Origin of the sequence: Blastomonas sp. SL216, assembly GCA_026625625.1 — a bacterium.
GTDB lineage: Bacteria > Pseudomonadota > Alphaproteobacteria > Sphingomonadales > Sphingomonadaceae > Blastomonas.
Genome location: CP113055.1, coordinates 3,533,316 through 3,550,149 on the forward strand (window position 1 = coordinate 3,533,316; position 16,834 = coordinate 3,550,149).

General features: G+C 64.9%; 21 protein-coding genes. 8 read left to right on the forward strand and 13 right to left on the reverse strand.

Features of this window, described 5'->3' with window-relative positions; all coding sequences use genetic code 11:
* Window positions 1-6 precede the first annotated feature (6 nt).
* A complete protein-coding gene (locus OU999_16685) occupies window positions 7-618 on the reverse strand; it encodes a lysophospholipid acyltransferase family protein (GenBank protein WAC23351.1) in 612 nt (203 codons plus the stop codon).
* 151 nt (window positions 619-769) lie between these two features.
* On the opposite strand from OU999_16685, the gene OU999_16690 reads away from it, so the two are divergent.
* From OU999_16690 to OU999_16700, 3 genes are all read left to right on the forward strand, one after another.
* Complete coding sequence (locus tag OU999_16690) at window positions 770-1,285, forward strand: DUF3833 family protein (GenBank protein ID WAC23352.1); 516 nt, start codon at window positions 770-772, stop codon at window positions 1,283-1,285.
* Between the two features lie 149 nt (window positions 1,286-1,434).
* Window positions 1,435-1,860, forward strand: a complete 426-nt coding sequence (locus OU999_16695) for an organic hydroperoxide resistance protein (GenBank protein WAC23353.1) — start codon at window positions 1,435-1,437, stop codon at window positions 1,858-1,860.
* On the forward strand, window positions 1,857-2,318 hold the full coding sequence (locus OU999_16700; GenBank protein ID WAC23354.1) for a MarR family transcriptional regulator: 462 nt from the start codon (window positions 1,857-1,859) through the stop codon (window positions 2,316-2,318). Before OU999_16695 ends, OU999_16700 begins: the two co-directional genes overlap by 4 nt.
* 20 nt (window positions 2,319-2,338) lie before the next feature.
* On the opposite strand, the gene OU999_16705 is transcribed toward OU999_16700, so the two are convergent.
* Window positions 2,339-2,749: a DoxX family protein gene (locus OU999_16705; GenBank protein ID WAC23355.1), complete on the reverse strand. Its 411-nt coding sequence runs from the start codon at window positions 2,747-2,749 to the stop codon at window positions 2,339-2,341.
* Between the two features lie 10 nt (window positions 2,750-2,759).
* The gene (locus OU999_16710) at window positions 2,760-3,065 is read right to left on the reverse strand and encodes an alkylphosphonate utilization protein (GenBank protein ID WAC23356.1); all 306 of its coding nucleotides are present in this window, start codon (window positions 3,063-3,065) and stop codon (window positions 2,760-2,762) included.
* Between the two features lie 214 nt (window positions 3,066-3,279).
* On the opposite strand from OU999_16710, the gene OU999_16715 reads away from it, so the two are divergent.
* Window positions 3,280-3,708, forward strand: coding sequence for a hypothetical protein (locus tag OU999_16715; GenBank protein ID WAC23357.1), 429 nt, complete (start codon window positions 3,280-3,282; stop codon window positions 3,706-3,708).
* Between the two features lie 33 nt (window positions 3,709-3,741).
* On the opposite strand, the gene nth is transcribed toward OU999_16715, so the two are convergent.
* The 4 genes from nth to dapB all read right to left on the reverse strand — a co-directional run bounded on the left by nth (window position 3,742) and on the right by dapB (window position 7,214).
* Window positions 3,742-4,494, reverse strand: a complete 753-nt coding sequence (nth, locus tag OU999_16720) for an endonuclease III (GenBank protein WAC23358.1) — start codon at window positions 4,492-4,494, stop codon at window positions 3,742-3,744.
* Window positions 4,491-5,195, reverse strand: coding sequence for an aspartate/glutamate racemase family protein (locus OU999_16725; GenBank protein WAC23359.1), 705 nt, complete (start codon window positions 5,193-5,195; stop codon window positions 4,491-4,493). The genes nth and OU999_16725 overlap by 4 nt, the downstream gene beginning before the upstream one ends.
* A 5-nt stretch (window positions 5,196-5,200) precedes the next feature.
* Window positions 5,201-6,397 carry a M48 family metallopeptidase gene (locus OU999_16730; GenBank protein WAC23360.1) on the reverse strand — a complete coding sequence of 399 codons (1,197 nt, stop codon included), beginning with the start codon at window positions 6,395-6,397 and terminating at the stop codon, window positions 5,201-5,203.
* An 85-nt stretch (window positions 6,398-6,482) separates the two neighbouring features.
* The gene (dapB, locus tag OU999_16735) at window positions 6,483-7,214 is read right to left on the reverse strand and encodes a 4-hydroxy-tetrahydrodipicolinate reductase (GenBank protein WAC23361.1); all 732 of its coding nucleotides are present in this window, start codon (window positions 7,212-7,214) and stop codon (window positions 6,483-6,485) included.
* A gap of 60 nt (window positions 7,215-7,274) precedes the next feature.
* Between dapB and OU999_16740 the strand changes: the two genes are divergently transcribed.
* Complete coding sequence (locus OU999_16740; GenBank protein WAC23362.1) at window positions 7,275-7,982, forward strand: NAD-dependent deacylase; 708 nt, start codon at window positions 7,275-7,277, stop codon at window positions 7,980-7,982.
* An 81-nt stretch (window positions 7,983-8,063) separates the two neighbouring features.
* On the opposite strand, the gene OU999_16745 is transcribed toward OU999_16740, so the two are convergent.
* The 5 genes from OU999_16745 to mutM all read right to left on the reverse strand — a co-directional run bounded on the left by OU999_16745 (window position 8,064) and on the right by mutM (window position 12,894).
* Entirely contained in the window at window positions 8,064-8,471 is a 408-nt protein-coding gene (locus tag OU999_16745) for an MAPEG family protein (GenBank protein WAC23363.1), read from the reverse strand.
* 30 nt (window positions 8,472-8,501) lie between these two features.
* The gene (locus tag OU999_16750; GenBank protein ID WAC23364.1) at window positions 8,502-9,272 is read right to left on the reverse strand and encodes a HesA/MoeB/ThiF family protein; all 771 of its coding nucleotides are present in this window, start codon (window positions 9,270-9,272) and stop codon (window positions 8,502-8,504) included.
* A gap of 139 nt (window positions 9,273-9,411) precedes the next feature.
* Window positions 9,412-10,803, reverse strand: a complete 1,392-nt coding sequence (gene dnaA, locus OU999_16755; GenBank protein ID WAC23365.1) for a chromosomal replication initiator protein DnaA — start codon at window positions 10,801-10,803, stop codon at window positions 9,412-9,414.
* 850 nt (window positions 10,804-11,653) lie between these two features.
* On the reverse strand, window positions 11,654-11,917 hold the full coding sequence (rpsT, locus tag OU999_16760) for a 30S ribosomal protein S20 (GenBank protein ID WAC23366.1): 264 nt from the start codon (window positions 11,915-11,917) through the stop codon (window positions 11,654-11,656).
* A gap of 164 nt (window positions 11,918-12,081) precedes the next feature.
* Window positions 12,082-12,894: a bifunctional DNA-formamidopyrimidine glycosylase/DNA-(apurinic or apyrimidinic site) lyase gene (gene mutM, locus OU999_16765; GenBank protein ID WAC23367.1), complete on the reverse strand. Its 813-nt coding sequence runs from the start codon at window positions 12,892-12,894 to the stop codon at window positions 12,082-12,084.
* Window positions 12,895-12,949: 55 nt separating this feature from the next.
* Between mutM and OU999_16770 the strand changes: the two genes are divergently transcribed.
* From OU999_16770 to OU999_16780, 3 genes are all read left to right on the forward strand, one after another.
* Complete coding sequence (locus tag OU999_16770) at window positions 12,950-13,681, forward strand: class I SAM-dependent methyltransferase (GenBank protein ID WAC23368.1); 732 nt, start codon at window positions 12,950-12,952, stop codon at window positions 13,679-13,681.
* Window positions 13,682-13,724: 43 nt separating this feature from the next.
* Window positions 13,725-15,284 (forward strand): 2-polyprenylphenol 6-hydroxylase, encoded by a 1,560-nt coding sequence (gene ubiB, locus OU999_16775; GenBank protein ID WAC23369.1) that lies wholly within the window; start codon window positions 13,725-13,727, stop codon window positions 15,282-15,284.
* Between the two features lie 719 nt (window positions 15,285-16,003).
* Window positions 16,004-16,381 (forward strand): hypothetical protein, encoded by a 378-nt coding sequence (locus tag OU999_16780; protein WAC23370.1) that lies wholly within the window; start codon window positions 16,004-16,006, stop codon window positions 16,379-16,381.
* 77 nt (window positions 16,382-16,458) lie between these two features.
* Here OU999_16780 and OU999_16785 read toward each other — a convergent pair whose 3' ends face one another.
* Complete coding sequence (locus OU999_16785; GenBank protein WAC23371.1) at window positions 16,459-16,761, reverse strand: helix-turn-helix domain-containing protein; 303 nt, start codon at window positions 16,759-16,761, stop codon at window positions 16,459-16,461.
* Window positions 16,762-16,834 lie beyond the last annotated feature (73 nt).

Consider the following 16,834-nt stretch of genomic DNA (forward strand, 5'->3'; position numbering starts at 1 on the left):
AGCGCCTTATCGGTGCACCGCATTGCGCCCCGCCATCGCCGAATAAAAGGCGAAGGCGGGCGCCATGTCGGCCTCATAGTCGCCGGTCGGGTGGATGACGGGGCCCAGACCTGCGCGCCGGTTGCCATAATCCATGAAGCCGCAGACGATCGGCACGCCCGCGCCCAGCGCGATGCGGTAAAAGCCCGTGCGCCATGCGGTCACGGTCTTGCGGGTGCCTTCGGGCGCGATGGTGAGGATGAAGTCCTTGCGCGCCGCAAATTCGTCGATCATCTGCTGCACCATGTCGCCCGCCGCGCTGCGATCCACCGGCACGCCGCCCATCTGGCGCATGAATGTGCCAAACGGCCAGCGAAACAGCGATGTCTTGGCCATGAAATGGGTCTGCAGCCCCAGCTCGCGCGTCACGCCCATGTAATTGGGGAAGTCCCAGTTGCTGGTGTGCGGCACGGCAATGATGATGTAGCGCCGGTCGGGTGGCGGCGTGCCCACCGCCGTGAAGCGGTGGCGGCGATAGATGAACATCAGCAGCGCATAGAGAGCCCTGGCCATCCAGCCGAGATGCGCGGTCGAAGGCTCGCGCGATGCGCGTGGCTGCGGCTGGCTGGCGTTCATCATCCGTCCCCCATGCAGCGGCTTGTCCTCAAGGCGTGATAGCCATGGCACCGCTGTCAATCCTGATGCCTGTTGCCGCAAAGCGCCGGGCAGATCAACGGGGTTGCGCGCCGCAAGGCTGGCCGGGTTCAGCGGTTGTCGCTATCGTGCGGCGATGCGCCTTGCCCTGCCTGTCCTGATCGGGTTCGCCCTGCCGCTGACAGCCTGTGTCGGTGGCGCAGGGCGCAGCGATCTGGCGAGCGAGGCCCCACGCTTCGATATCGCGCGTGTCTTTGTCGGCGCGAGTTCGGGCGAGGGGCGGCTCAAGATCGCCTTTCGCCGCACGCGCGATGTCCATGTCGAAAGCCTGGGCAGGCTGGGAGAGGACGGCACGATCCTGGTCGATCAGGTGATCACCGAGCCGGGCCGCAAGACGACCACCCGCCAATGGCGGCTGCGCGAAGTTGCACCAGGGCGCTATCAGGGCAGCCTGTCCGATGCCGCAGGGCCGGTCGAGGGCGTGGTGCGCGGCAACTGTCTGGAACTGCGCTTCCCGATGAAGGGTGATCTCACCGCGCGGCAATGGCTGTTTGCCATGCCCGATGGTCGCACGGTTCAGAACCGCATGTCGATCCGCAAATCGGGCATCCTTGTCGCGCGGCTGAAAGAGGTGATCACCCGGCGCGATTAGACGGCAAGCGGATTGCGGCCCGGCGCGATTGGTACCGAGCCCTTCCCGGCGGCGGAGAAATTTTTTCCATGCGCAGGCGAAAATATATTGAACACAATATAATTGCACCCAATATACCCTTCAACACTGGCTTTGTGAAGGAATTGAAAATGAGCACACTCTACACCACGCGCGTGAATGCCTATGGCGGCCGTGCCGGAACCATCAAGAGCGAGGACGGGATCCTCGACCTGCCGCTGGCTCTGCCCAAGGAACTGGGCGGCAAGGGCGGCGCCACCAACCCTGAGCAGCTTTTTGCCGCAGGCTATGCCGCCTGTTTTGAGAACGCCGTCATCCATGTGACCCGCGGCAAGGCGGACAAGGTCAAGGACAGCGATATCGAGGTGTCCTGCCAGGTCAGCCTGCTGCCCACCGATCAGGGCGGATTCCAGCTCGCGGTGGCGATGGATGTCGAAATCGCGGGCGTCGATCAGGCCAAGGCGGAAGAAATCGTTGAGGCCGCGCATGCCGTTTGCCCCTATTCGAACGCGATCCGGGGCAATGTCGACGTCAAGATCAACGTGTTCACGCAATGAGCGGCGCGGTGGCAGCGTCAGGCGATGATCCATTGCTGCTGGATCGGCAGGTCTGCTTTCCGCTCTACGCTGCCACCAACCTGCTGGGCCGGCTCTATGGCCCGGTGCTGAAGCCGCTGGGGCTCACTTATCCGCAATATCTGGTGATGCTGGTCCTGTGGGAGGAAGAGCCGCAGACGGTGGGGTCGCTGGGTACGCGGCTGTACCTTGATAGCGGCACGCTGACTCCGCTGCTCAAGCGGATGGAACAGGCGGGCCATATCAGCCGCTCGCGCGACCCTGAGGACGAACGCCGAGTGATGATCGCGCTGACCGAGCAGGGCAGGGCGTTGCGTGCCAAGGCGCTGCATGTGCCGGAAACGATCGCCGGTGGCCGCTCAGCCGAGGGGCTCGACGCGCTCCGCGATGGTGTGCGCCAGCTGGTGACGATGCTGGCCGATCCTGCCGGGCAGCGTTGATGGCTCGGCAGTAATCGGGCTCAAGCCTGTGGCGACTGGCCGGTCTTCTTGCGGAACGGCCAGTCGGTTACCCCGCCGACCCACAGCGCCCACCAGATGATCAGCGGCTGGAGCGCCAGACGCGGACCGTGATAGGCCCAGGGCAGCCGGTTGCCGCCAATGGCGATATCGTTCAGCGCATGGTTGAAATTGGCGGGCCATACGCACAGCGCATACAGCGCCAGCCCGACCCCCGCCGCATAGCGCAGGCGCGGGACCATGAGGCCGATGGCCCCCGTGATCTCCGCCACGCCGGTCCAGAATACCACCGCATGGGGGCTGGGCACCCAATCGGGCGTGATCGCGACAAAGCCGCCGGGCGATCGGATATGGATGACCCCTGCGGCCAGATAGATCAGCGCCAGCAGCCAGCGAAAGCCCGTACGGATCATTGATCGCCCCCTAGCGCTTGCGGACGAACTCGGCGCGCAGCACCAGCCCCTTGATGCCATCATAGCGGCAGTCGATCTCTTGCGGGTCGCCGGTCAGCCGGATCGCCTTGATCAACGTACCGCGCTTCAGCGTCTGGCCCGCACCCTTGACCTTCAGGTCCTTGATCAGCGTGACCTGATCGCCATCGGCCAGCAGGTTGCCGACCGCATCGCGGACCTCGACCGCATCGCTGCCCTCAGCGCCGGCCTCGCCCGCAGGCACCCATTCGCCGCTCGCCTCGTCATAGACATAGTCGTCGCCATCGTCCGGCAGCATCGGCCGTTTCCCTTCCCTCAACGCAAACTCGCCCGGGCGCCCCCCACCCTGAGCGGGGCTATAGCGCCTGCCCGCCGCCATTGCGCCAATAATCGGTTGCGTGGCCAGGCCAGCGCTATATCAATTGGTGCGGGGTCGCGGAAAAACCCCCGGCAGGCGCGTGGATCATCCCGTCACGCTCATTCCCGGTCCGATGAAGAAGGAATTTGCTGACATGATCCGTTTCACGCGCCCCATCGCGGCGCTGCCGCTTGCACTTGCTCTCATCTCGGCTCCGCTTCACGCGCAGCAGCCAAGCGAAGACGAGGGCATGAAGGCGGAAGAGATCTACCAGATCATGATCGCCTGCACCGCCTATTCGACCCTTGCGGCGCAGATGGCGGGCGAGGAGGCGACCGGCCCCAATCGGGACCTGAGCAACCGGTTCACGCGCGCGGCGGTGATCATGGAGCCCCAGCAGAGCGCCGCCAATGTCGACAGCGCTGTCGCTGGCGCAGTGGGATCGCTGATCATCCGGCGGATGGACGAGAGCAAGAAGGCCGAAACCGACGCCGATTTCGCCACGCTGGACAGCAACTGCAAGCAGATCGATACCAATATCCTGACCCCGCTGCTCGCCGAGATCGACGCCAAGGCGAAATAGGCCGAGCTCAGCCCAGCCTGCGCGCGGGAGCGGTTACTGGTCGGGCGGCGGCGGGGACTCGCCTGGTTTCACGGCCTTGACCCGCTTCTTGCGCGCAGAGGCAGGCTTGTTGGCGCGGTGCTTTTTCGCGGCCTTGGGGATCGGTGCATCGGGTCCATCGGGCTTGGGCTTGAAGCGGCACAGGTCCGCCACCGGGCAGCGCCAGCATTCGGGCTTTCGCGCCTTGCAGATATAGCGGCCATGCAGGATCAGCCAGTGATGGCCATGGACGCGAAACGGCCCCGGCGTGCCCTTGTCGAGCGCGCGCTCGACATCGATCACCGTCCGGCCAGGGGCCAGGCCCGTGCGGTTGCCGACGCGGAAGATATGCGTGTCGACGGCAAAGGTCTCTGCACCGAACGCGGCGTTGAGCACGACATTCGCGGTCTTGCGGCCAACCCCGGGCAGCGCGGTCAGCGCATCGCGATCTTGCGGAACCGCGCTGCCATGGTGCGCGATCAGCGCTTCGGACAGCGCGATGACGTTCTTGGCCTTGCTGTTGAACAGGCCGATGGTCTTGATGTGCTGCTTGAGGCCCTCTTCGCCCAGCGCGACCATCTGTTCGGGCGTCTTGACCTGTTCGAACAGCGTGCGGGTCGCCTTGTTGACGCCGATATCGGTCGCCTGCGCGGACAGCACCACCGCGACCAGCAGCTGGAAATGGTTGCCATATTCCAGCTCGGTTACCGGGGCAGGATTGCCTTCGGCGAGGCGGCGGTAGAATTCGAAGGTATCGGCCTTGTTCATGACGGGCCTTCTGCCAGAGCCGCCTCCACTGCGGCAAGAGCGTGCAGCGTGGTGGTGTCGAACAGCGGCACCGGGCTGTCGGCCTGATCGACCAGCAGCATGATCTCGGTACAGCCCAGGATGATCGCCTGCGCGCCTGAATCGGCCAGCCGCGCCATGACGGCGCGATAGAGCGCGCGCGATTCGTCGGTCACGATGCCGCGCACCAGCTCGTCATAGATGATGCGGTGTATGCTGGCCCGGTCCTCGGGGGCAGGCGTGATCACTTGCAGCCCGTGATTGCGCTCCAGCCGTTCGCGCAGAAAGGGCTGTTCCATGGTGAAGGCGGTGCCGAGCAGCCCGACCCTGGAAAGCCCCTGATCGGCAATCGCCTGGCCGACGGGATCGGCAATGTGCAGCAGCGCGATGGAGATGGCCTGCTGCATGGCGTCGGCCAGCTTGTGCATGGTGTTGGTGCACAGGACCAGCAGTTCGGCTCCGCCGCGTTCGGCCTGGACGGCGGCGTCGACCATCCGGCCAGCCAGGCTCACCCAGTCGCCCGCATGCTGCAGCGCCTCGATCGCGGCAAAATCGACCGAGACCATGACGCTGGGCGCGCTGTGCGTTCCGCCCAGGCGGCGGCGCGTTTCCTGGTTGATCAGCCGGTAATAATGGGCCGAGCTTTCCCAGCTCATCCCGCCGAGCAGGCCGATGGTGCGCATGCCCGTCAGGGGTTGGCGGCAGCGGCAGGCGTAGCGGCGGGTGCAGCCGGGTGGGTCGCCTTCCATTCCATCGCGCTGCGGACCCGGCGCTCGACCGAAGGATGGGTGTAGAACAGCATTTCCTGCAGCGGATGCGGGCGCGGATAGCGGTATTCCGCCGTCTTGACCAACGCGCCTGCCAGGGCATCGGGCAGGTTCACCATCTGCAGCGAATAGGCATCGGCCTCGCTCTCGCCGATTCGGGTCAGCGAATTGGTCACCGGCATCGCCAGCGTGGCGAGCACCGACAGCACGAAGATCAGCACCGGCAGGCCGCGCGGATCGGCAATGTCGATGGTGTTGCTGCCGAACAGGCGGGCAAAGCGCGGATAGAGCCGGTCGGCGAGGAAGAACAGCACCAGCACCAGGCCGCTCAGCACCAGCACGGAACGCCAGACATGGCCCAGCACATAATGGCCGATCTCGTGCCCGGTCACCGCGCGCACCTCGTCGAGCGAGGCCTGTTTGAGCGCCACGTCCGAAATCGCGATGCGCGCCGCGCTGCCGATGCCCGAGACATTGGCGGTGAAGTTGTTCGACTGGCGCGATCCGTCATAGATGAAGATGCGGTCTGCTGGGATGTCGACCTGCTGGGCCATTTCCAGCACCGCATCGCGCACCGGGCCATCGGGGATCGGCTTGTATTCGTTGAACAGCGGCTCGATCAGGGTCGGCGCGGCAAGCAGCATCGCAGAGACCGCGAGCGCGGCAAATCCGCTCGACCACAGCCACCAGCGCCGCCCGGTGCGCCGGATCAGCGCATAGACGCCCAGGAAAAACAGGCTGCCGAACAGCGTTGCCAGCACGATGCCGATGGCGTCCTGCATCAGGAAATCGGCGAGCGGCTGCTGGGTGCGGTCATAGGCGCGTTCATGCCCCCATTCCTCCCATGTGCCCCAGGGCAGGCTGATGAGCGCACTGACCAGAAAGAAGCCGGCGGCGGTGGCAAAGGTGCGCAGCGAAACACTGCGTCGCTCGAGCGCGGACCAGATGCGGTCGGTCACTTTCAGCCGGACGATGATGAAGGTGACCAGCGCCGACACCAGCAGGCCCCACAGGATCATCCAATGACCATCCATGGTATAGGCTGCAGCCTTGGCCAGCGCCTCGGGCCCCAGCCCGTCGATATAGGCCCTGGTCGCTGCCTCAGGATTGAATGCCATGCCGTGCCCCACTGTATTGCTATTGTAATACACGCTTAATCGGGTGCGCGATGGCCGTCAAGCGGGAGCCTCAGGCCAAGCCGCCTCAGGCCAGGCCCAGCACCTGGGGCATGCTGTAGCGCCCTGCTGGCTTGTCGTGCAGCCACAGACAGGCCTTTACCGCGCCGCGCGCGAACACCATGCGGCTCTCGGCCCGGTGGGTCAGCTCGATCCGCTCATTGTCGCCGGCCAGGAACACGGTGTGGTCGCCCGCCACCGATCCGCCGCGCAAGCTGGCAAAGCCGATTGCGCCGCGTGCTCGCGCGCCGGTGACGCCGTCGCGTCCGCGCTCGCTGTCGCGCGCCAGATCCACCCCGCGCGCCCGTGCTGCCGCTTCGCCCAGCAGCAACGCGGTGCCCGATGGTGCATCGACCTTGTGCCGGTGGTGCATCTCGGCAATCTCGATATCCCAATCCTCACCCAGCCGGCTTGCCGCCTCTTGCACCAGATGCGCAAGCAGCGTGACGCCCAGCGAGGTATTGCCGGTCTGCAGCACGGCGATGCTGTTTGCGGCGCTGTCGATCAGCCAATGGTGCCGCTCTTCAAGCCCGGTGGTGCCGATGACGATGGGGATGTTCGCCGCCACCGCCGCGTCCAGGTTGGCTTCCAGCGCGGCCGGTACGGAGAAATCGACCAGCACGTCGCTGTCCCTGGCCAGCGCCAGCGGATCACCGCCCTGGTCGATACCGCCCGCAACGCTGGCGCCCGCCTCGGCAATCGCGGTTTCCAGCGCCTGCCCCATCCGGCCTGCCAGGCCGATAATTCCGATCCGCGTCATTGCCTGTCGCTCACTGCTCAAGGGTGTTACTCGCCGCGCCAATGCCTTATTGAAGCCGTCATGGCAAAGATTCCCAGCATCGTCATCCTCACCGGCGCCGGCGTGAGCGCCGAAAGCGGCATCGATACCTTCCGCGCCGAAGGGGGCCTTTGGGAACAGCACCGGGTGGAGGATGTCGCCACGCCCGAAGCCTTCGCGCGCGATCCCGATCTGGTGCTGCGCTTCTACGACATGCGCCGCGAGGCGATCCAGACCAAGCAGCCCAATGCCGCGCACGAGGCGCTGGCGCGGCTGGACCAGTTATGGCCGGGCGAACTGCTGATCATCACGCAGAATGTCGACGATCTGCACGAGCGGGCAGGGGCGCAGCGGCTGCTGCACATGCACGGCACGCATCTGACCGCCTGGTGCCTGGCCTGCGATGCACGGCCCGCATGGCGCGAGCCCCTGATCGATCGCCCGGCCTGTCCGGCATGTGGCACCCCGGGGCAGCTGCGGCCCGATATCGTCTGGTTCGGCGAGATGCCCTATGAGATGGAGCGCATCTATGCCGCAGTCGGGGCGTGCGACCTGTTCGTGTCGATCGGCACCTCGGGCGCGGTCTATCCGGCGGCGGGCCTAGTCCGCGAAGCCCGCGCGCGCGGCGCGATGACGCTCGAGCTCAACCTCGAACCCAGCCAGGGCAGCTATTATTTCCACGAATCGCGGCACGGCCCGGCGACCAGGCTGGTGCCCGAATGGGTGGATGAGATGCTGGGGCAGGGATAAGCAAGCATCCTTCCCGGCATGGCAGGCCAGGCCTCAACAGAAATCCTCCCCCAGCAAGCTCGGGGAGGATTTAGAGGCGGTTCAGCCGTTGACCGTCACCACCAGAAACAGCGTCCAGCCGATCGCGATGGCATAGGCGATCCAGGTGCCCACCACGCCCAGTGCGCGCAGCTGGGGCGGCTTGCCGGGAGCGTGCGGCTGATGCAGGCCGACAATGTGCGCCGCGCGCGCTGCCAGAAACAGCACCGCCAGCGCGGTCAGCGGCCAGTGGCTGGCATTGGCCATTTCGAGCAGCCCGATCAGGATGACAAACAAGGGCGCATGTTCGGCGAGATTGCCGTGTGCGCGGCTCGAGCTGACCAGCCCCTGATCGCCCGCATCGCCGAACGAGGTCTGGGTGCGGAAACGGGCACGAACGGTGGCGATGGCGGTGGCGAGCAGCATGATCGCGCAGATCGCCGCGGTCAGTGCAGTTACGGGCAGGGTCATGTTGGGCATCCTCCCAGATGGCAGGCGCGACTATGCAGCGGTGACGTCAGCCCCGCAAGCCTTGCACTCGGGGTCCTTGGCGATCTTCAATGTGCGCCATAAAGGGGTAAGGCCATCGATCAGGTGCAGTTTGCCGCGCGTGTCGTCGCCAAAGCCGGTGATCGCGCGGACCACCTCCATCGCCGCGAGGCTGCCGACCAGCCCGACCATCGCGCCCAGCACGCCCTGTTCGGCGCAGGTATCGCAATCCTCGGCATCAAAGGCATCGCCGACAAAGCAGCGATAGCAGGGCGCATCGGGCATCCAGCCGCGAAACGTGCCGATCTGCCCCTGGAACCGCCCGATCGCGGCGCTGACCAGCGGGATGCGCAGCGCGGTCGCGGTGTCGGATACCAGCAGCCGGGTGGCGAAATTGTCGGTCCCGTCGAGGATGACATGGGACCCGCCCAGCAAGGCCGCAGCGTTGTCTGCGGTCAGCCGTTCGGGCAGCGCAGTGACTTGCAGCTCGGGATCGAACCGGCGCACCCAGGCGGCTGCCACCTCCGCCTTGGGCTGATCGACATCGGACGGGGTGAACAGCGTCTGGCGCTGAAGGTTGCTGAGATCGACCGCATCGCCATCGATCAGCGTCAGCCGTCCGATTCCGGCAGCGGCGAGATATTGCAGCGCCGGGCAGCCGATCCCGCCCATGCCGACCAGCACGAGATGCGCCGCGCTCAGCTTCGCCACGCCTGCGCCGCCGATTTCGGGCAGCACGATATGCCGAGCATGGCGCTGAAGCTGGGTGGGGGAAAGGGGCATGTCGCGAAGGTCCTGAAATACCGCGCAAATGTCAGCCCAAGGCCGTCATTCCCGCGAAAGCGGGAATCCCGCTTGTGCCGTCGCTATAGCGGGATTCCGGCTTTCGCGGGAATGACGAAATAGGGGGGCAGCTACGCGCTCAGCTTTCCAGCTGCTGCAGCAGTGCGCGCACATCGCCATCCATGTCGGCATCGCGGGTGCGCAGGTCCTCGATCAGGCGGACGGCGTGGATCACCGTCGAGTGATCGCGTCCGCCGAACTTGCGGCCGATTTCGGGATAGGAGCGCGGGGTCAGCACCTTGGCGAGATACATCGCCACCTGGCGCGGACGCACCACCGCGCGGGCGCGGCGCTTGGAGGACATTTCGGCGCGGTCGACCTTGTAGAACTGGCAGACGGCGCGCTGGATCTCGTCGATGGTGATGCGGCGACGGTTGGCGCTGAGCAGGTCAGAGAGCTGCTCTTCGGCCAGCGCCAGCGTCACCTTCTGGCCGGTGATCTGGGCATAGGCCATCAGCTTGTTGAGGCCGCCGACCAGCTCGCGCACATTACGGCTGATGGTGCGGGCGAGGAACTCGATCACCTCTTCGGGGATATCGCCCATCCGCATCTGTTCGACCCGCGCACGCAGGATCGCGCGGCGCAGTTCGATGTCGGCGGGCTGGATATCGGCAACCAGACCCATGGCGAGGCGCGAGAGCAGCCGCTGGTCCACCCCGTCGAGCGCCTGGGGCGCGCGGTCAGAGGTGACGACCAGGCGCTTGCCTGCGCCCAGAATGGCATCGATCGTGTGCAGGAACTCTTCCTGGGTCGAATTCTTGCCGATGATGAACTGGATATCGTCGACCAGCAGCATGTCGAAGCTGCGCAGCCGGGCCTTGAACGCCATCGAATCGCCGCGCTGAATGGCGCTGACGAAATCGTTCATGAACTTTTCCGCCGGGCAATAGCAGATGCGCGCCTGCGGATTGGCTTCGGCATAGGCGTTGCCGATGGCGTGCAGCAGATGGGTCTTGCCCTGGCCGGTTGCCGCCTTGAGGTAGAGCGGGCTGAACAGCGGCTTTTCCGCTGCGGCCATGCGCTGTGCAGCGTTGAATGCGAGCACGTTCGACTGGCCGGTGATGAAGCCGGAGAACAGCTGCGAGGGGTCAAGCGCGATGCGGTTGCCGCTTTCGGCCAGCGCGGCGCGCGGGGCAGCGGCGATCGGCGCGGCGGGGGCGGGCATCCGCGGACGCGCGGCATCGGCATCACGCGGTGCGGCGGCAATGGCGACGCTGCGCACTTCGGGGCGGACGATCTTCCACGCCAGCGCCAGCCGATCGGCAAAGCGCTCGCGCACCCAGTTGGCGGAGAATTCCGACGGCAGGTGCAGATGCAGCTGGCCCGATCCGGGCTCGAAGCTGCCGGGGCGGATCGGACGAATCCACTGGGTGTGAATCTGCGCGCCCAGATCCTTGCGCAGACCTTCGCTGATCTCGTTCCAATCGGCTGCCCAGTCTGCCGCGCCGCTCGCATCGCTGAGTTCGATCATGCCTGAATTGCCACTTCTTGTATCTTGGTCATCGCTGACAAGGGGTCCGGCAGGACCAGCAAAGGCCTGCCGGATGAGACGGAGAACACGGCGGGCAACCCTTGACTTCGGTTGCACCATCGCCGCTGCGGGGTGCTAGATCAGGCGCCCTCGGCCCGGGTCGCGCCAGCCGGAGCTGGCCGACGCTGGACGCAATGGGGCAAGGCCATGCAGGTGTGCGGTCTCATTGCCGGGAATGTCCCGGCCTATGCTGTGTTGTGGCAATCCGACCCAGTTACGCAAAACCTGCTACCTCCCCCTCGCTCGCATCGGATCAGGGCCTATCCCCAGTCCGAAGTCGTTCCCTGCTGTGCTGCCCAACCCCTTGGTCAGCACGGGAACCCGTCCCAATTTTGGGGCACAAAAGGCTTTCACCGAAAAACACATGGGTCTTTCGATCAATGTATCCACCAGTTTGTGCAGTGGAGATTCGGGCTGATCGCTCGTCTCTCGATCCTTGGTGTAGCGGCGCGCAAACGAGTCGAGCAAGAGCCGCCGGGTAAAAAAAATGAAATAATGCCGCTTGACTCGGTTAACGCTTGGATATTGCTGGATTCACATTGTTTGTGATGCAAAATCAATGGTTTATCTGTTTTGATGTAACGGTGCCAAAGGCGAATCGCGGGAAATGCGCGGCTTTGGCTGCGGGACGTGTGTCGGTGCCATGACGGTGATGTGACACCGGTTGCGCGATGTTACAGAAAGAGTGTCCAGCGTAGATGACACGAAAAATCCGCCAGACCGCATCGGGTCGGCGGATTGTCGTTTCAGTGCCGGGAAAAGGGCAGGGCGATGATCGCCCCGACCCGAATCAGGCCAGAGCGGCGAGCCGCTTGGTCAGGCGCGAGAACTTGCGCGAGGCAGTGTTCTTGTGCAGCACGCCCTTGGCCACGCCCCGAGCGAGCTCGGGCTGTGCGCTTGCCAGTGCAGCCGTCGCCGCTTCCTTGTCGCCGGCGTCGAGAGCCGATTCGACCTTCTTGACGAAGGTGCGGATGCGACCAATGCGGTTGCCGTTGACGACGGCACGGCGCTCGTTCCGGCGGATGCGCTTCTTGGCTTGCGGCGTATTGGCCATAGTTTCTCACACGTCTTTCAATAGGCGATCACGTCATGATCGGCGGATTTCGGGTAAAGCAGGATGGCCGTCCGATGACGGTGCCAGCGCTTTGAAGCCGCTGCCGTTAGCGATTATCGCCCCCCACGTCAACGCCTCAATGCCGCAAAGGCGCACAGGTACGGCTATTTCTGGCAGGACCTGCACCAGAAGGTCGACCGGCCCGATTGCACCACGCGCTCGACCGTTCCGCCACAGGGACAGACCTCGCCTTCGCGCCCGTAAACCCGCCATTGCTTGGCGAAATAGCCCAGCTGGCCATCGGGCCGGGCATAGTCGCGCAGGGTCGACCCGCCGGCCAGAATTGCATCGGTCAGCACCGATTTGATGGCCGCAACCAGCGGCTTGAGCTTGGCCGGGCCGATCTGTCCCGCCGCCCGCAGCGGAGAGATTCGCGCCATGTTGAGCGCCTCGCAGACATAGATATTGCCCAGGCCCGCCACGATTCGCTGGTCGAGCAGCATCGCCTTGATCGGCGAAGCGCGGCCCGCCAGACGGTCGCGCAGATAGGCGGGGGTGAAATCGTCGCCCAGGGGTTCGGGTCCCATCGCGGCAAAACTGGGGAAACTGGCGATCTGCGCCGTCTCGACCAGATCGACCGACCCGAAGCGGCGCGGATCGAACAGCGACAGCCTGTGGCCCGATTCGGTTTCCATCACCAGATGGTCGTGCGTGCCGATGTCTTCGGGATCGATTCGCCAGCGCCCCGACATGCCCAGATGGAACACCATCGAATCGCCCCGGTCGGTCCCCAGCAGCCCGTATTTGGCGCGGCGCGACAGGGTGACGATGCGCGCGCCCGTCATCCGCTGGCCCAGATCGACCGGAAAGGCGCGGCGCAGGTCGGCGCGGCGCGCGACGACGCTGGTCAGGCGCACGTCCTGCAACACGGCGGCAAGGCCGCGCACGGTGGTTTCGACTTCGGGAAGCTCTGGCATAAAAAGCGCTGCTATCAGGCTTTGCGTGCAGCACAAAGATGCTTACATGGCGGCCATGAGCGAGACAGTGCCCTTTGGCTATCAGGATATCGACCCGGCGGAAAAGCAGGGCCGGGTTGGCGGCATCTTTTCGAACGTCGCGGCCAAATATGACATCATGAACGATGCCATGTCGGGCGGCATGCATCGCCTCTGGAAGGACCGCTTCGTGCGCCGGGTGAAGCCGCGCGCCGGCGAGGACATTCTCGACATGGCCGGCGGCACCGGCGACATCGCGTTTCGCATGGTCAAGTCGGGCGCGAACGTTACCGTGGCCGACATCAACCAGGACATGCTCGATGTCGGCATCGAGCGCGCGGTCGAACGCGGCGAGGACCGGCTGGTCTGGTCGTGCCAGGATGCCGAGAAGCTCAAATTCCCCGATCGCAGCTTCAACGCCTATACGATCGCCTTCGGCATCCGCAACGTGACCTATATCGACCAGGCCCTGCGCGAAGCGCACCGCGTGCTGCGCTATGGCGGGCGCTTCTTCTGCCTCGAATTCGCGACGACCGAATGGCCAGTGTTCGGCGAGGTGTACGATGCCTATTCGCACCATCTGATGCCGCGCCTGGGCCAGATGATCGCGGGCGATGCCGACAGCTATCGCTATCTCGCCGAATCGATCCGCCGCTTCCCGAAGCCTCCGGTGTTCGAGCAGATGATCAAGGACGCGGGGTTCACCGCCACCAAGGTCGAACCGATCCTGGGCGGGGCAGTCAATATCCACAGCGGCTGGAAGGCGTGATGGCGGCCAAAAGGGCTGAGCGGCGGGGGTTCGGCATCCGTCCATGACCCGTCCGCGCACGCATATCCTCAGGCTCCTGAAATGGGGCCGTATCCTGGCGCGCCATGGGGCGCTCAAGGGGCTCGAGGCCGCACCGCAGACCCCGCCCGAGGTGCGCCGCCTGTTCCGGCTCGCCCGGTTCGGCGCCAGCGTGCCTGCGGTGCCCGATTATGCCGGCGCGTTCCGCGCCATCGGCCCGGCAGCGATCAAGCTTGGCCAGACGCTCGCCACCCGTCCCGATCTGGTCGGTGAGGAAGCCGCGACCAACCTGCTCACCTTGCAGGACAGCCTGCCCCCGGTGCCGTTCGAGGACATTCGCGCCGAGATCGAGCAGGGGCTGAACGGCCCGCTCGAAAAGTTCTTCGCCTTTGTCGAGCCTGTGCCGGTGGGCGCAGCTTCGGTGGCGCAGGTGCATCGCGCGCGGACCACCGATGGACGCGATGTCGCGATCAAGGTGCTGCGCCCCGGCGTGCGCAAGAATTTCACGCGCGATATCGAGACCTATGAATGGGCCGCCGCGCATCTGGAATCGCTGGGCGGAGAGGCGAGCCGGCTGCGCCCGCAGCTTACCATCGCCAATTTCAAGCGCTGGACGATGCGCGAGCTCGACCTGAGGCGCGAGGCGGCGAGCGCATCCGAGCTGGCGAGCGCAATGGACGGCCATCCGGGCTATCGCGTCCCCGCCATCGACTGGGACCGCACCTGCGGCACGGTGATGACGCTCGAATGGATCGACGGCATCAAGATCTCGAACCGCGAGGCGCTCATCGCTGCAGGCCACGACCTGCCCGATCTGGCGCGGCGGCTGGTGCTGGCGTTCCTGCGCCAGGCGATCGCGGGCGGCTTTTTCCACGCCGACATGCACCAGGGCAATCTGTTCGTGGCAGCGGACGGCACCATCGTCGCGATCGATTTCGGCATCATGGGCCGCATCAACCGCCAGGCCCGGTTCTGGCTGGCGGAAATCCTCTACGGCCTCACCACCGGCAATTACCGCCGCGTCGCCGAGATCCATTTCGAGGCGCAGTACGTGCCCAGCTATCACAATGTCGACGAGTTCGCGACCGCGCTGCGCGCCGTGGGCGAGCCGATGCGCGGCAAGCCGGTGAGCGAGCTGTCAGTCGGCCAGATGCTCGACGGGCTGTTCGCGATCACGCGCGATTTCGACATGAAGACCCAGCCCCACCTGCTGCTGCTGCAAAAGACGATGGTGATGGTCGAAGGGGTCGCGACGCAGCTCGATCCCAATATCAACATGTGGGATGTCGCAGCGCCCTATGTGCGCGACTGGATCCGCGGCGAGCTGGGCCCCGAGACGCTGCTCGCCGACCGGATCAACACCGATGTCGCGACCTTGCTGCGCCTGCCAGATCTGGTGCGGCGTCTGGAAGAGCAGGTCCCCAAAAAGGGCGGCGCACCCGAACCGCCGCCGGTGCCGAAAATCCCGCTGATCTGGGACCGCAAGCGCCGCTCGCGCGGTGGTGGAAGCTTCTGGAGCCATCTCGCTGCGCTGGTGATCGGTGCCGGGGCAGGCGCGGCGGCGCTGCTGGCCTGGGTGCATTGACGTAACGCCCGCTCCCTCCCCCATGGGGGAGAGCGCGAGACTTGGCAGCGTGCTGCCTAGTCGCAGCTGAGAGGGGTGTTCGCCAGCACAACCCTCGCGCCCCCCTCCCAGCCCTGCCCCTAAAGGGTAGAGGGCTTGATCTGCCCGCCCGCTAGCGCAGTACCAGACTCCCCTCCCTGCAAGCGAGGGGCAAGGGGATGGGTAAGCGCGCGCAGATTGCTGCCAACCGCGAGTAACGCGCGGCCGACTCACCCCTAACCCCTCCCTGGCAGGGAGGGGAACGCGATTGCCATGGGCCGCGCTCAACCCCTTCGCGGCTTAGCGTCTTCGCGTGCCAAAAAGGGGTTTCACGCGAAGACGCGAAGCCGCGAAGAGGTGCAATCCAGATGTGCTAGCCCGCGCCTTCACACCACCCGCTCCCGTGGGAAGGCAGGGGCCCATCTACTAAGCGTTGGGCCGGGCTTCAGGGGAGGAGCTGGATGCCTGCCTGCGCAGGCAAGCGGGGAGGGGCACACGCCTTAACCACATCCGCTCATCCTGAGCCGCGGGCTTCAGCCCGCGAAGTCGAAGGACCCACGCCCACGCTGGCCATATAGCGGGTCCTTCGACAAGCTCAGGCTGAGCGGAGGGGGTGGCGGCTTTTGAGGGGGCGCAGATAAAACCTGCCGTTCTGCAAGCGACTCCGTTGCGGACATTGTTGACCAAGCTAAGGTCAGCATATGAAACCCAAACCATCCCCTCGGACGAAATGGTTCGTGCTCGGTGCATTGGCGTTGTCATTGCTCGTCGCTCTAACATGGCAAAATATCTTGTTTGGCATCGCCTTTACTTTGGCGGACAAAAGGCCCGCCCTTCTCACCGATGCACGGTGGGGAACACCTGCTTTGGCTTTCAACCAAAGATTTAACGAGGGCACACCGGAAGCCGAGCTTTTGCTATGGCTCGATGATAACAATTTCCAAAACGCTCATAAAGGCAGAGCGAGCAAAACAATCCACGGATTGCCATGCCAAGAGCAGGTCGAGGTTCAATGGTCCGCTGTTGATGGCATCATTAAAGAAAGGAGCGCAATCGTTTCGGAGGCGGGTTGTTTGTAAGTCGATGACCTCTATCCACCCAGCACCCGCCATCCGCGCGTTATCGCCCGTCGCCTAAAACCAGCCAAGCCAAACCCCTAAGCCTTCACCCCCAGCACCGCATCCAGCAGCCCCGGAAACCGCTTATCCACCTCCTCGCGGCGCAGCGTGTTCATATGCTGCACGCCCGCGATCCGCGTGTGCACCAGCCCCGCTGCGCGCAGGACGCGGAAATGGTGCGACATGCTCGATTTGGGGCGGCCGCCGTCAAGGGCCGCGCAGCTCGCTTCGCCCGCGCGGTCGAGCTGGCGGATAATGTCGAGCCGCACGGGATCGCTTAGCGCATGCAATGTGTGTTCGATCGAGACGTTCGCGAGATCGGGATGGGCATAGTTCCTCATGCCGAAACATATAGCATGCCGGTCTTGTAAATCCTATAGTTCGATTATATACGAACTATCATAATTAACCGAA